This is a genomic window from Parasporobacterium paucivorans DSM 15970 (assembly GCF_900141895.1).
GTDB lineage: Bacteria > Bacillota > Clostridia > Lachnospirales > Lachnospiraceae > Parasporobacterium > Parasporobacterium paucivorans.
In genome coordinates this window covers 12,410-27,309 of record NZ_FQYT01000024.1, presented here as the reverse complement: position 1 = coordinate 27,309, position 14,900 = coordinate 12,410, and the positions used below count along the sequence as shown (strand labels likewise).

At 43.2% G+C, this 14,900-nt stretch carries 12 protein-coding genes; 10 read left to right on the top strand and 2 right to left on the bottom strand.

The annotated features are described in order from the left end of the window. Window positions 1–142 precede the first annotated feature (142 nt). From BUA79_RS10400 to BUA79_RS12595, 6 genes are all read left to right on the top strand, one after another. On the top strand, window positions 143–1,081 hold the full coding sequence (locus BUA79_RS10400) for a LysR family transcriptional regulator (RefSeq protein WP_073994361.1): 939 nt from the start codon (window positions 143–145) through the stop codon (window positions 1,079–1,081). 224 nt (window positions 1,082–1,305) lie between these two features. Next, window positions 1,306–1,881: a transposase gene (locus BUA79_RS10395; RefSeq protein WP_278308920.1), complete on the top strand. Its 576-nt coding sequence runs from the start codon at window positions 1,306–1,308 to the stop codon at window positions 1,879–1,881. Between the two features lie 106 nt (window positions 1,882–1,987). Beyond that, window positions 1,988–2,527: a nitroreductase family protein gene (locus tag BUA79_RS10390; RefSeq protein ID WP_073994379.1), complete on the top strand. Its 540-nt coding sequence runs from the start codon at window positions 1,988–1,990 to the stop codon at window positions 2,525–2,527. Between the two features lie 11 nt (window positions 2,528–2,538). Further along, a complete protein-coding gene (locus tag BUA79_RS10385; protein WP_073994359.1) occupies window positions 2,539–3,345 on the top strand; it encodes a hypothetical protein in 807 nt (268 codons plus the stop codon). A 193-nt stretch (window positions 3,346–3,538) separates the two neighbouring features. Then, window positions 3,539–3,769, top strand: a complete 231-nt coding sequence (locus BUA79_RS10380) for a helix-turn-helix domain-containing protein (RefSeq protein ID WP_178138592.1) — start codon at window positions 3,539–3,541, stop codon at window positions 3,767–3,769. A gap of 125 nt (window positions 3,770–3,894) precedes the next feature. Continuing rightward, window positions 3,895–4,056: a hypothetical protein gene (locus BUA79_RS12595; RefSeq protein ID WP_178138591.1), complete on the top strand. Its 162-nt coding sequence runs from the start codon at window positions 3,895–3,897 to the stop codon at window positions 4,054–4,056. Between the two features lie 68 nt (window positions 4,057–4,124). Here BUA79_RS12595 and BUA79_RS10375 read toward each other — a convergent pair whose 3' ends face one another. After that, entirely contained in the window at window positions 4,125–4,289 is a 165-nt protein-coding gene (locus BUA79_RS10375) for a 4Fe-4S binding protein (RefSeq protein WP_073994357.1), read from the bottom strand. A gap of 94 nt (window positions 4,290–4,383) precedes the next feature. Next, window positions 4,384–4,905, bottom strand: a complete 522-nt coding sequence (locus tag BUA79_RS10370) for a GNAT family N-acetyltransferase (protein ID WP_242941686.1) — start codon at window positions 4,903–4,905, stop codon at window positions 4,384–4,386. A gap of 166 nt (window positions 4,906–5,071) precedes the next feature. On the opposite strand from BUA79_RS10370, the gene BUA79_RS10365 reads away from it, so the two are divergent. From BUA79_RS10365 to mgtA, 4 genes are all read left to right on the top strand, one after another. Further along, a complete protein-coding gene (locus tag BUA79_RS10365; RefSeq protein ID WP_073994355.1) occupies window positions 5,072–7,042 on the top strand; it encodes an oxygen-binding di-iron domain-containing protein in 1,971 nt (656 codons plus the stop codon). Continuing rightward, entirely contained in the window at window positions 7,042–9,972 is a 2,931-nt protein-coding gene (locus BUA79_RS12305) for a glycosyltransferase (protein ID WP_094757427.1), read from the top strand. The genes BUA79_RS10365 and BUA79_RS12305 overlap by 1 nt, the downstream gene beginning before the upstream one ends. Before the next feature lie 14 nt (window positions 9,973–9,986). Further along, the gene (locus BUA79_RS10355) at window positions 9,987–12,134 is read left to right on the top strand and encodes a family 2 glycosyl transferase (RefSeq protein WP_073994354.1); all 2,148 of its coding nucleotides are present in this window, start codon (window positions 9,987–9,989) and stop codon (window positions 12,132–12,134) included. 85 nt (window positions 12,135–12,219) lie between these two features. Next, window positions 12,220–14,745: a magnesium-translocating P-type ATPase gene (mgtA, locus tag BUA79_RS10350; RefSeq protein ID WP_073994353.1), complete on the top strand. Its 2,526-nt coding sequence runs from the start codon at window positions 12,220–12,222 to the stop codon at window positions 14,743–14,745. Window positions 14,746–14,900: the final 155 nt, after the last annotated feature.

Here is a 14,900-nt window from a genome sequence, read left to right as displayed (position 1 = left end):
AAAAATAATGGAATAGACAACAGATTCAGAGACTGGCTTTGGTGCACACTGCCAGTCTCTTGCTGTCCCGGCCATTCAATTATGATTGTAAGGCGGCATTGCAAGTGATAAAATGTATATTAGAAAGAATGGGAGGGAATGTATGCATAATTACGATATCAGAAACGTCAGCCTTGGACAGATAAAGTATTACATCGAGGTTGTGGAATGCAACAGTTTCACAAAGGCAGCTGAGCGGCTTCATATCAGCCAGTCCACGATCAGTAAAAACATTGCCAGCCTCGAGAATATGCTGGGTCTGATGCTGCTGATCCGGGAGAAGAAAAACATTAGGGTCACGCCAGCCGGCAAATCCATCTATGATAAATGGAAACAGCTCACGCAGCAGATCGACCTCGACATTCAGGAGGCGTTTCAGATCCAGCTGTGCAACATACGAAGCCTTTCTGTCGGTGCGCTTGACTCCTTCAATCCGGATTTGTTCATTATCCCAGCCATCAAAAATTTCAAGCTTCTTCACGAAACCGTTGGAATCCGGGTGGAAAACAACGGCGCGCAGGAAATCCGCAGGATGCTCGTCGAAAATGAGGTCGATATCATTATTACGGTCTTGTACGATATGGAAGAATCGAATACGGATCAGCTGAATTACGTTATACTCGGAGATTCGCCCCATGCTGTCTGCATGTTGAAAACGCATCCGCTTGCAAAGAAGGATAAAATTTATGTAAAAGATCTGGCTTCCTGCGATTTTATCGGCATTTCTCCACTTGTGACGCCAAGCTACATAAACATGCTGACCAATCTGTGCACTCCCTTTGGTTTTACGCCAAATTTTTCCTGCTACACCTCAAGCGCAAATTCGCTGGCCTTAAACCTGGTTACGGATAATGAGATCTTCGTATGCGACAGAACCTTTCGGGATTTTGGCAGTGAACACCTTTGTTCAAAGACTCTGGAAAACACCAAGAGCGGCTTTGTCATGGCATGGAGAAAGGATAACACAAAGGAACTTACCAAGCTTTTCATCAACGAAACCATCGCACTGTTCAGCAGGGAACAGTATAATAAAGAGTGGTAGGGTACCCATTAAGGGTACCTGGTACCATGAACAAATTGTGAACAAAATTCCTGTTGAAATTTCCCAACTCATAAGATAATATAGACATATCTGTTAATCAAATCTTGTTTTATTCTAAATCCTAAATCCATTTTACCAAGATGCAAATCCCATTTTAAATTTCCGAGGAGATGATGTAAATAGCAAGAAAACAAAGAGTATGGTATCCTGGCGCGAAGTATCATGTGATGAATCGGGGTAACCATCGAGATGACATTTTCAAAGAGGAAGAGGATTATTCCATTTTTCTTAAACTATTGGAAAAAGTCCAAAAGCAATATCCATTTTTATTAATATCCTATTGTCTTATGACAAATCATATCCATCTGCAAATTGAAACGCTTGCCACACCTTTGTGGCAGATCATGCGTAACCTTCTCCTGAACTATACAAGATACTATAATGAAAAATACAATACGATAGGACATCTTTTCCAAGGCAGATATTCATGTGAAATCATTGAAAACGATGCTTATATGCTGCAGACCAGCAGGTACATACATTTAAATCCTGTTAAGGCAAGAATGGTAGCCAATCCGGTGGAATACCCCTGGAGCAGTTATGATGTGTATATGGGTAAAAGGAAATATGATTCTTTAAGCACTTATAAGATACTGGACTATTTTGATGATGGAAGCAGGCAGCTATATAAGGAATTTGTCGAGAAAAATCGGAATGTTGAAGAGGACATGTCAAAAGAAGTAATCAAATATGAAGAAGAGGTGGATGAATGGCGACTTTCGGCACCTGACTCCATATAAATATCTTTACAAATAAAGAGAAATAAGACATATTTATAGAAGAGGTACCTGACACCATGAACAAATTGTGAACAAAATTCAGGATGCACTGAAACAGGAGGATGACATGGAATTTCAGAAGGTTATAGAATCAAGAAGAAGCGTAAGAAATTATGATCCAGCCAAAAAAGTGGATAAGGCAACTGTTGAGGAACTTGTAGAGGCGGCCATTCTGGCACCTTCATGGAAGAATGCTCAGGCTTCAAGATATTACTGCATTCTGTCAGAAGAAGCCCTTTCCAGATTCAGGCAGGAATGTCTGCCGGCATTTAATGCAAACAACGTTGCTCAGGCTCCGGCCCTTATCGTTACCACATTTGTCAAGAACCGTTCCGGTTTTGAAAGAAGCGGGGAACAGGTGAATGAACTGGGAAATGGCTGGGGGCTCTACGACCTGGGCCTGCAGAATGAAAATCTGCTTCTCAAGGCTAAGGATATGGGACTGGATACGCTGGTGATAGGAATCCGGGATGCGGATAAGATCTGTGAAATGCTTTCAATCAATGAAGATGAAACCGTAGTTTCTGTAATCGGGCTGGGATATGCAATCCAGGAACCCGGGATGCCAAAAAGGAAGAATGCTGGAGAAATCCTGAAATTCTTCTAAGACGATGGGGGATGATAATAGTGAAGCTTGCGAAGAAGAATTATCTGATAGGCCCTGAAATCTATGAAACCTATCGTATGATAGCAAAAATATTCATGATTATTGCTGCTGCCGGAAGTGCGGTTGGGGTCACCGTGGATTTTATTTTTAACGACAAGCCCCTTATTGCCTTTCTTCCAAATCTGATATCGTCATCCGTAAGCGCGGCAGTGGGCGTTTTTGGGGCTATTACGCTGATATTCGCAATTATTGAGAGAACCGCCAGCGAAGAGACGCTCAATAAGCTCCATAAGGATCTGCCCCCCGAGGATATTGAAGAAAAACCGGCAAAGGCACAAAAGCCATTTAACAAGTTTGCCATCATAGCAGGAATGGTCGTCACCCTGCTTTTAATGATTCTGTTTAATCAATTTATCGATCTTCTTAGGGTTTACTATACGGTAAACGGCACGGGCCAGTTCGTCCGGGTCATAAACATTGAACTTTTCAGGACATATCTGCCTTATATAAACGTATTGTTGGTTCTGCAGCTTTTGCTGTATGTCAGCAAGCTGATATTTGGAAGATGGACCTATCCCCTTGCTTTCGGGAATCTGCTGGTCAACCTTCTTTCGCTCCTGCTCCTGTTTGCGATTTTGAAGAATACGGACATAATAGATTCGGAGTTGATGGGCAAAATATCCCAGCTGCCGGAGGAAGTGAAAAATGTAAGCGAAAAAGGCATACGGGCCTTATTCACAATGCTGAAAGTCATTTTCACCGTAATATTTGCACTTGATACTGCGGAAGGCTTCCTGAGAAGGAAAAAAGGTACCTGACACCATGAACAAATTGTAAACAGAAAGCTGCCAGAAGTGGCGGCTTTTATTATGCAGTGCTGCAGGATTAGCGCTAAAGTGGTGACAAACCGTACTCTTTGCTTTGTAGTACCGAAAGTAATTACTATTGGCACAGTATCAAGAGGAGAGACGATGCTTACGGAATATATTAAGAAATTTTTAGATGTTTGCGATGAAGCAAACGCGGAATATTTATGTCGTTGAGGCAATATATATTCTCAGCCTGGTGAGGGACTACGTAAATGTAAGCGATATCAGTGGAGAGTTGAAGGTTACAAGACCAAGTATAACCAAACTGATTAATGAGTCGAAAATGATGGGAGTTGCTTCGTTGATTACCGCGATTACCGGCAATAACATTTTTGCTGACGGCGTCGCACACGCCCCTCTTCTGGGTACCTGACACTGTGAACAGACACTGTGAACAAATTTTTCAGGTATTTGAGTTTGCCATATTTCTGCCATAAATTCCAAATATAATATGCATACAACAAACAAGTATCAGGGATAACGAAAGGAGAATTCATCATGAAAAAAATGTTTGTAGGAGTATTCGCTGCAGGAGTTATCTTTGCAGGAAGCGCATTTGCGGGAAATATATACGCAGCAGAAAGCGAAGATGTGAATCAGGGTCAGAATTACGTGGACGCTGGCGAAAATGGAGTCTGTGTCAACGCCGCTGCAGAATAAGCAACGTATGAGGAAATCCCGGGATCTATTTGTTCCTGGATTATCCATGCCTTGTTTTCTGGCAAAGCTTATATGCTTATTGCTCTCTGCGGGCATGCTGAGATACAGGCACCACATTCAACGCATTCATCGCTAATCACAGCTTTTGAATCTTCCGTCGTAATTGCATCTACGGGGCAAGATCTCACACAGGCTCCACATCCAACACACTTTGAATTCGCTTTTGCAGCCATAAAATCATCTCCTTACGTAATATAAAATTTCGTCCCTGTATCCGATTATATATTACAATAAAATTCTGACATCGCATGTGATAATGTCACAGAACTACACACCCATCCTGTAAATCTCAATATCCCAGTATTTGCCGAATTTCATCCCGACCTCTTTGATTGTTCCACAAAACTCAAATCCAAATTTTTCATGAAGTCTTCGACTGGCTTCATTTCCTGCCGTAATAACGGATACAACAGTATGTGTCCTTTCGTCCTTGTGGGCTTCCTCCAGAATAAATGCCAGCAGGGAAGAAGCGACTCTCTTGTTTCTGTATTCCACCCGGATATATATAGACATTTCAACTGTTGTTTTGAATGCTTCCTTTGCTCCGTACTCTGACATACTGGCATATCCGGCAACGCGGCCATCCACCTCTGCCACAAATAACGGCAGGTTGTCCACGTTATGCTTGTAAAACCATTCTTTCCATTCATCAGGAGTCTTCAGCTCCAAATCCAAGGTGGATGATCCGTTCTTTATTTCATGATTGTATATTTCTAATAGTTCCTTCAAATCCTTCATTTCAGCTTTTCGTATGAGCATATTGAGCAACTCCTTTATAGTTTCTGCCATGAGTATACCATTTTCAGGAAAAAAAGGGTACCTGGCACCATGAACAAACAATGAACAAAACTTAGTTCGTGGAATCCCGTATATACTGGATTTTACGCACTTTTTCTGATATAATTAGCTATTAAATCATTTATACTAAACATGGGATCTGCGGAGAAGGAGAAAGATGAATATTATTGAACATATATATCATGTAGGTGACTTAAAAACCCTGAACGGGCTTGAATGTAATCCATATCTGCTTATCGATGGAGAGGAAGGTGTCTTATTTGATCCGGGTTCAAAGCTGGATTTTGAAATAGTACTGGAAAATATCAAAAAATTAATAGATATCGATAAAATTAAATATATCGTACTTCATCATCAGGATCCTGATTTCTGCAGCTCCGTGCCCCTGTTTGAGAATGCTGGAGTAAAGGCTGAAATTGTCACATCCTGGAGAACGATGACGCTGGTCCAGTATTATGGGATTCAATCGGAGTATTACCTTCTGGAGGAACATGAGCATGAGCTGGTTATGGGCTCTGGTCGGGTACTTCGATTTTTACCGACCCCCTATTTGCATTTTGCAGGGGCATTTGCCACATATGATACGAAGACAGAAGTGTTGTTTTCGAGCGATTTGTTTGGAGCTTTCAGTAATAACAGCACACTGTATGCGGACGATGAATATATGGATAAAATGCTTGCGTTTCACGAGGACTACATGCCGTCGAATTCAGTATTGCGGCCAGTTATGGATACTTTGTCCAGGATCAGTATCACAATGATTCTCCCGCAGCATGGCTCGATTATCAATAAAGAAATTCCAAAATACATCAAAGCATTGAGAACCCTCGAATGCGGTACGCTGCTCACACCAATCAAAAAGAATTTGCTGGCCTCGGGCGGACATTTGAGGATATTCAATGATTTGATGAAGCGCCTTATGGCGCTATATGGCAGAGAGAAGGTTTTGGCTATTTTTCGGTCAATAGATGCCATAACCATCAGTCCGGAAGAAAAGATTACAGAATATGCAGGCAATCCGGTTGAAGTATTTAATACGATATTGGACGAAATAAAAGCCCAGGCGGGAATGATCTGGATTGCATCCATTGAACCCTATGTCCGAAAATTGACGGCAACCTATGAGATCCAAATGCCAACAGTATTTGAATCTCTGATCAAAAAAATGGGACAGGAAAATGAGAAGCTGCAGGAAATGAATCAGTCTTTGGAACAGACGATAAAGGCGGTCAACGAGCGCCTCAACAAAAACAGCATTACCGGGCTGTTTAATGAGGTGTTTTTGAAGTCGCTGCTGATGGAGGAGCTCGGGAACGAAAACTGGAGGGATATAGGTGCTTTTGCCTGCATCGACATCGATAGTTTTTCGAATTACAAATTATTATTTGGACTGGAAGAAGAAAACATAGCATTGAACAATATGGCATATATACTGAAAGAACAGTTTGGCTATAATGCAGTGTTCAAGATGGAATCTACGGACTTTGGCGTTTACCTGAAAGGTTATGACCGCAGGGATTTGATCGAAAAAATGGAAGAAGTCCGTATCCTTATATCAAAAAGCGAACTATTTTTAGCAAAAATAACCGTGTCGATCGGTATTGCTTTTCCAGATGAAATCAAGCTGGATTTATCTTCCAGTGAAATGACGGCAACACAATATATGGAATTGGGATTTACGCGCCTTAGAGGTGCAAAACGTGCCGGAAAGAACCGTGTCTGTTCCGTGGGACAGGAGGAACTGGCAAGTGTATTGGCCAAAAGTGTGTTGATTGTGGACAGCGACAGGACAAATGCGGAAGTTCTTAAAACATTTATAGAAAAACTGGGAGCAGAAGTTCTGATTGCGGAAGATGGGTATCAAGCCTTCGAAATGGCGGAAGAAAACCTGCCGAATGTCATTATCACCGAAATAAATACACCCAAGTTGGATGGGTTTTTATTAAAAGAAAAACTTTCATCAAACTCAAAAACAAAAAATATTGAGGTAATCTACCTGTCTTTTCAGAAAGACGAGGATTCCGTTAACCGTGCACTGGAACTGGGTGTCACCCATTATATGAAAAAACCATATCTGCTGTCAGAATTGCTTGGGCTTGTTAAGCGAAATATCAAGGAGGTGAATTAATGGAAGGGAGCATAAATATACTTGCTACGGTATGTGTGTTTTTGGGCTTTATCATTTTCATCCTTATCGCCAAAACTTTCATGAATAAATGCAAGTCATTGAACGAGACTTACGTCAGCAACAATAAACGGCTCGCTTTTATTTTGTCACTGATCAATTATGAATTCAAGGCGGATTTCAAAAGCTTATACGAAATAAAAATAATCAAGCAGAATTTCATATTGGGGCACATGAATAAAAATCTGCAATCGAAGCAGATTTTAAAGGTGGAAAAACAGGAAAGCAGAAATATTAGAAAAAGATCGAAGCTTGCGCGGAAGGAAGCCGCCACCTATCTGGGGATTATCGGCAGTGACCGATGCAGAAAAATCCTCGAAGATGCCATGGCTAAAGAGAAGGATTACTCTGTGAAAATCTATATTTCAAATGCATTAACGGATATCCGGAATCCAGAATCCTTGAAAGTCATGATTCCTGAAATCATAAATACAAAAAAATGGTACAGGGAAAAGGCCATCTCAAATATCCTCGAGTTTGGACATGAGCTTCAGGAACATTTAATTAGCCTGAAATATTCCTGTCAAATTGAACATATCGAATTATGTATAAAGTATGCAAATGAAAATTTCAATGAAGAGACCAAAACATACCTTTTTAAATTTATCAACGATCACGAGAAAATCAAAGGAAATATAATCGCATATTATTCCAGAAAAGATGGAAATGCGAAAACAGATTATCTGATGAACTATCTGGATGCGGACATTAACCAGCTGCTTATCCTCGCATGCAAGACACTCTCGAATTATTATTATAAAGAATTCAATTTGCCAAAATACGTGACCAGCTGCAATCCTGTGATTCAAACCTATGCCTTTTATGCGCTTTCTAAGGAAAACAAAAGGGAAAATTTTGAAACACTGTTATCCTTTATCCGCTCGGATGAACATGAAGATGCGATTTTGTCTGCGCTCATGCAGATGATAGAATATAATCCCAGATTCCTATACATTCTGGAAGATGCTTTTGAGGCGGAGGAATCCGGCATTGTAAAGGGGAGAATTGCGCAGATTCTTTCCAATAAAATCGAATATTATATTCTGCAGTTGAATACCAAGCATGATGCAAGAGCCGAAAAAATTATTCTTGAGATTATCGGGAACAGGAAAATCAATGAATTGATCGAGTTCATTAACAATAATAAAAATCATGATCTGGAGAACCGCCTTGTACACATGTTCAGAGACAATCTGTCCAGAGAAGACGGAACCGGAATTGAACTGAGGATGTACCTGAAACAGGAATTTCTTGAAAAATGGGGAGCGGAACCGGTCTATGCAAAAAATGAAGACCGAAAAAGCGAAAAAGACAAAAAGCTTATCAACGGTGTTTTTCTGGTAACGCTGGTCACCTTCCTTCTGTTCCCCTGCGTTTTTGTGTTGCTGCATACGGATGATATTTTATATAGCGGAATCCGGGATATATTGATGAAATACGTCATCGATTTTAATTATTATCTGGTCTATTATTCGGTAGCTATAAATTTTCTTTATCTGGCTCTATTGATTTTGTCCTACCGAAATGTAAAAAAACAGTCAAAATTATGGAATTTGAAAAACATTTCCATGTTGTTCAGGCAGAAAATGATTCCATCGGTTTCAATCATTGCTCCGGCCTATAATGAAGAAAAAACTATTGTGGAAAGCACAAAATCCCTTCTAAATCTGAACTATCCGGAATATGAGCTGATTATTGTCAATGATGGAAGCAGTGACGGAACATTAAATACATTGATAAAAACATTTAATCTGATCCGGGTTGATTATCCGTACACGTCACAGTTGGGTACAGCTCCGATTATGGGAATTTACAGAAACCCGTCCCTGCCGAAGCTGGTTGTTGTCAATAAAAGCAATGGCGGAAAAGCCGATTCTCTGAATGCAGGCTTAAATGTGGCAAAGAAAACCTATTTCTGCGGAATTGATGCGGATTCCCTTCTGGAGCCGGATGCCCTGTTAAAGCTTGCATCGCTGACGCTGGACGAAAGCGTGGAAATACCGGCATTGGGAGGAAATATCTTTCCGATTAACGGATGCACGGTCGACAAAGGAGCAATAACCAAGATAAATATACCCGGGAACCGGCTGGCAGGATTCCAAACCATTGAATATTTGAGGGCATTTATGGCCGGCAGATTGGGCTGGGAAAAATTGAACTGCCTGCTGATTATATCCGGAGCCTTCGGACTTTTCCGTAAGGATCGAATCGTTGAAATAGGCGGTTATCTTTCGCAAAAAGGGAAATACAAGAAGGATACGGTTGGAGAAGATATGGAGCTGGTCGTCCGGATATCCCAGCGGATGCATGAAATGAAGCATCCGTTTAAGATCCGATACAGCTTTAATGCCAACTGCTGGACCGAGGTCCCGGAGGATTTCAGCAGTCTTCGATCTCAAAGGTTCCGCTGGCACAGAGGACTCATTGATATTTTGTTTTTTCATAGAAAGATGATTTTCAATCCCAAATATGGAAAAACCGGATGCATTGGACTTCCTTACTTCCTGATATTCGAAATGATAGGGCCAATGATTGAATTGCAGGGGTACCTTATGGTCGCATTGGCAATTCTCTTTGGCATAATAAACATTCAGATTGCCTTGCTGCTGTTTGCTTCGGTTATTCTGCTTGGCATTATTGTCTCCCTGGCCTCGCTGCTGATTGCCGAAAGAGAAAAACAATATTTCTCAATTCGGGATTTAATGAAACTCATTGTGTATGCAATCGTAGAAAACCTTGGAATAAGACAGATGATGAGTCTTTGGCGGTTCAGGGGACAGATCAGTGTTATGTTTGGAAATACAGGATGGGGACAGATCAAAAGAAAAGGACAGCAAATGGAACAGACAGTGAAAAGCATAAATGAAGGATAACGGGGTATAATCCAGTGACAAAAAACAGAAAGCTTTTTGGAATCACAAGTATAGTCATTGCCTTGGCGGTCGGCGGCATTTTATTCCTGAGAAGTCCCGCAAATGACATCTATGAGGAAAATGGGCTGAAATATATATCTAAGGTTGAGGGCAAAGACTTTCTGATTTATGAGGATGGGAAGTGGCAGAAGAATTTCCTGACGGGAGTAAACATGGGATCGGCCAAGCCGGGATATTTCCCCGGCGAGTTGGCCATAACAAAAGAGGAATACATGCGCTGGTTTCAATATATCAGTGACATGAATGCCGAGGTGATAAGGGTTTATACGACCCTTAAGCCGGAATTTTATGACGCCCTGTATGATTTTAACAGAAAGGCAGAAAAACCTCTTTACCTTATGCAGGGAGTCTGGGTAAAGGAGGAAGATATTGCCGCTTTGAATGATGCGTATGCCAACAATGACCAGATCATGAATGAATTCATGAAGGATGCGATGAATCTGGTAGATATAATCCACGGCAATGCAACGCTGCCTGCAAAGCCTGGATTTGCCAGCGGAGAATATAAAAGCGACGTTTCGGAATATGTTATAGGCTGGATACTGGGTATCGAATGGGATCCTGAATTTGTGGACAGCACAAACCAAGAGAATCCGGGTAGAAGCGATTATTCCGGGAGATTTTTGGCTACCGAAGGGGCGTCTCCTTTCGAGGCGTTTTTGTGCGAGGTGGGAGACAATGTACTCGAATATGAAGCATCCAGCTATAAGATGACCCGCGCTTTGAGTTTTACAAACTGGCTGACGACAGATATGCTGGATCATCCCAATGAACCTTATGAAATGGAAGATTTTTCCGTGGTAAATATGGAGCATATTAAACCGCAGAAAGAATATAAATCCGGACTTTTCGCATCGTATCATATCTACCCCTACTACCCTGACTTTATGAACTATCAGGTCGACTATGGCAGCTACAGGGATGAAGAGGGCAACATCAATACATATGAAGCCTATCTCAAGGATTTGATCGCCCGTCATACAATGCCGGTGCTTGTGGCTGAGTTTGGGGTGCCGGCATCAAGAGGAAAGGCCCATGAAAACAGGTTTTCAGGTTACAACCAGGGCTTTATCGACGAAAAGCAGCAGGGAGAAATCCTGGCCGACCTTCTTCAGGATATTTCGGCGGAGGGCTACTGCGGAGCCATAGTTTTCAGCTGGCAGGATGAATGGTTTAAACGAACCTGGAATACTGTGGATTTTGATGTGGCCGACCGTCGGCCCTTCTGGTCCAACCCCCAGACCAACGAGCAGGAATTTGGACTGATGGCCTTTGATCCGGGCGAAAAAGAGAGTATCTGTTATGTGGACGGCGATGTCGTCGACTGGAGTGGCGACTCCCCTCTTTACACCTGGGATGGGAACAGTCTGTATGTGAAATCGGATGAAAAATATCTGTACATTTTGGCTAAAACGAAAGATTATGATTTTACCCGGGATACGTTATACATCCCCGTAGATACGATCCAGGGGCAAGGCAACGCGCAGGCGGAAGGCGGCCAGATTGCATTGGACAGCCCGGCAGATTTCCTGATCCAGATTAGCGGGAAAGAGGATTCCAGAATCCTGGTGGATGCTTATTATGACTCTTTTTATTACTTATATGCCGAAAAGCTGAAAATGCTGGAGAAACATCCGGAATACAGCCAAAAGAATAGTGGGATCTTTAATGGGATAAACCTATGTTTGAGCAGCGAAATCCATCTTCCCCAGACGAATGAAACCATACCCTTCTCTAAATATGAGACCGGAATCTTACGGTTTGGGGATGCAAACCCCGGGCATGAGGGGTATAACTCCCTGACGGATTTTTCTGTGAAGGATGGAAATGTAGAGATAAGGATTGCCTGGCAGCTGCTGAATGTCATGGATCCATCGACCAAGCAGATAATCAGCGATCTGTATAAAAATCAATCCATTGAGGCGGAAACAATCAAGGAAATTCGTCTTGGCGCCGGCATACAGAAAGCCCAGTCTTCGGATCTGCTTTCTATCGGAATGAAACCTTATTCCTGGGAATCCTGGGAAATGCCGACTTACCATGAGAGGTTAAAACCGTCTTATTATATTTTAAAGGATGTATTTGAAGAGTACAATGATTAATCATTCTTGGAAGAGAAAGGGTTTACAAAGGTAGACGAGCTATACATTGAAAAAACCCGGCACTGCCTGAAAGGGGAAACAATTGATGAATACCTATTGGAATCTTGATACCTCGAAAATCCTTCATGAAATGGAAAGCACTCCGGACGGCATCAGCACGGAGGAGGCAGGCAGACGTCTTCAGAAAGTGGGTCCGAATGTACTGAAGCCGCGCAGGCGATTTACAACATTTCAGTCACTGGCCAAACAATTTACCAGTCCTCTGGTTTTGATTCTTCTTTTTGCGGCCGTTGTATCCCTCGTTGCGGGGGAATGGACAGATGCAATCATAGTTATTCTCATTGTACTTGCAAGCGGACTGCTCAGCTTTGTGCAGGAATTCAGAGCCGGCAAGGCGGTTGAGAGACTTCAGGCTCAGGTGGTCACAAAGGCTGTGGTGCTAAGGGACGGAAAACCGATGAGCATACCGGCGGGACAGATTGTACCTGGTGATATCCTGATGCTTTCAGCAGGAAGTCTGATTCCGGCAGATGGAATTGTGCTGGATGCCAAGGATTTCTTCGTAAATCAGGCAGTCCTTACCGGAGAGACTTTTCCGGTAGAAAAGAAAGAGGGCCCGGTTCCAGCAGACGCAGAGTTGACTGAACGCATCAATTCCGTGTTTATGGGCACAAATGTCCGGAGCGGAACGGCGAAAGCACTCGTTGTGCGGACCGGAGCAGACACCATGTTTGGTGAAATTGCGGAAAGGCTGAAGCTCAGACCGCCGGAAACAGAATTCGAACACGGAATACGGAAATTCGGTATTTTGCTTACAAAAATTATGACCGTCCTGGTGGTGGCCGTTTTAATTATTAATATTATCCTGAATAAACCTCCTATCGATTCCCTGCTGTTTGCCATTGCGCTCGCAGTAGGCATCGCCCCGGAACTTTTGCCGGCGATAATAACGATCAATCTGTCAAAGGGTGCACAGCTTATGTCCAAATCCGGAGTGATCGTGCGACAGCTGAATGCCATTGAAAATCTGGGGAGCATGGATATCCTCTGCACCGACAAGACGGGCACGATTACGGTAGGAGTGGTAAGTCTGGACGGCGCCCTCGATACCGCAGGGGCTCCATCGGAGGATGTGATGCGTCTGGCATTTCTGAATGCGGCATTCCAGACTGGTATAGCCAATCCTCTTGATGAGGCAATTCTGGCGAGTAAGCATACAGATGTAACGGGAATCGATAAACTGGAGGAGATTCCTTACGATTTCCAACGCAAACGCCTCAGCGTAGTGGTGGATTCCGATCCGGGGACAGCAATCAGGCCGTTGCTGATTTCCAAAGGAGCCCTCGATAATGTTCTCTCTATTTGCACCTCTATTCAGGTTGGCAAAGACGCCGTGCCATTTAATGAAGGACATAGAGCGGAAATTAAAAAGCAGTTTGCTGGATGGAGCGAGCAGGGCTACCGGGTGCTTGGCATCGCTGCGCGGGAAGTGGCTCGAAAAGCAGAATATACAGTGAAACTGGATGAACGCGAAATGACTTTCAGCGGATTTCTCCTGTTCTTCGATCCACCAAAGCCTGGTGTCGCCGCGACAATCGAGTCGCTGAAGCAGCTGGGTGTCCAGATCAAAGTAATCACAGGGGACAACCACCTGGTAGCCCGTCATCTGGCGGAGTCTGTGGGGCTGCCGGTTGAAGGAATCATTACCGCCAATGAAATCAAGGAGATGAACGATGAGGCCCTATGGCATGCTGCCGAACGCATGACCGTATTCGCTGAGGTTGACCCGGTCCAGAAGGAACGGATCATACTTGCTTTGCGGAAGATGGGGCATGTAGTCGGCTATATGGGGGATGGAATCAATGATGCGCCTGCGCTGCATTCCGCAGATGTTGGAATTTCAGTAGAACAGGCCGTAGATGTTGCAAAGGATGCTGCGGATTTTGTGCTTCTCAGTCAGGACCTGGACCTGCTGGTGTCAGGAATCAAAGAAGGCAGACGAACATTTGCCAATACCCTGAAATATATTTTTACAACCACCAGCGCTAATTTTGGCAACATGCTTAGTATGGCTGGTGCCTCTCTGTTCCTTCCGTTCCTGCCATTGCTGGCAAAACAGATCCTGCTGAATAATTTCCTTTCAGACATTCCTGCCATCGGGATTCCTGGTGACAATGTGGATGAAGACCAAATAAAAACACCTCACCGCTGGAACATGCGCTTCATCCGCAATTTTATGATTATCTTCGGACTTGTGAGTTCAGTATTCGATTATGCCACGTTTGGTATGCTCCTTTTTATACTAAAGGCTACGGAGTCCCAGTTCCAGACGGCCTGGTTCATCGAATCGCTGCTGACAGAGCTAGTTATTGCGCTTGTGGTACGGACCCGGTTCGCCTTTTATAAAAGCCGGCCTGGAAAAGCGCTGCTGTGGCTGACGATTGCCACTAGTGTAGTGACATTTGCTCTTCCATATCTTCCATTCAACCATTTTCTGGGGTTCACACCTTTGCCGGCCTGGGTCATTGCAGCGCTGATCGGCCTTACCGCTCTGTATGTGGTCGCAGCGGAAATAGCGAAGAAATATTTCTACGCCCATGCCAGCTTGTAATGGCTAAGCGCCTGATGCAGTCAGGCGCTTCAAATGATGTGGTACTATATGGCTGGGCAGGAATAGGAGAAAATTGGGTTTGTGAAAGAAACGAAAAAGGATATCCTAATTTCATGTGGAGAAAATGGTTCCGAAACAACTGGCCTTGTACATGT

Coding starts and splice junctions, on each gene's coding strand:
- BUA79_RS10400 (WP_073994361.1), top strand. CDS start 143: ATGCATAATTACGATATCAGAAACGTCAGCCTTGGACAGATAAAGTAT.
- BUA79_RS10390 (WP_073994379.1), top strand. CDS start 1,988: ATGGAATTTCAGAAGGTTATAGAATCAAGAAGAAGCGTAAGAAATTAT.
- BUA79_RS10385 (WP_073994359.1), top strand. CDS start 2,539: ATGATAATAGTGAAGCTTGCGAAGAAGAATTATCTGATAGGCCCTGAA.
- BUA79_RS10380 (WP_178138592.1), top strand. CDS start 3,539: ATGAAGCAAACGCGGAATATTTATGTCGTTGAGGCAATATATATTCTC.
- BUA79_RS12595 (WP_178138591.1), top strand. CDS start 3,895: ATGAAAAAAATGTTTGTAGGAGTATTCGCTGCAGGAGTTATCTTTGCA.
- BUA79_RS10375 (WP_073994357.1), bottom strand. CDS start 4,289: ATGGCTGCAAAAGCGAATTCAAAGTGTGTTGGATGTGGAGCCTGTGTG.
- BUA79_RS10370 (WP_242941686.1), bottom strand. CDS start 4,905: ATGGCAGAAACTATAAAGGAGTTGCTCAATATGCTCATACGAAAAGCT.
- BUA79_RS10365 (WP_073994355.1), top strand. CDS start 5,072: ATGAATATTATTGAACATATATATCATGTAGGTGACTTAAAAACCCTG.
- BUA79_RS12305 (WP_094757427.1), top strand. CDS start 7,042: ATGGAAGGGAGCATAAATATACTTGCTACGGTATGTGTGTTTTTGGGC.
- mgtA (WP_073994353.1), top strand. CDS start 12,220: ATGAATACCTATTGGAATCTTGATACCTCGAAAATCCTTCATGAAATG.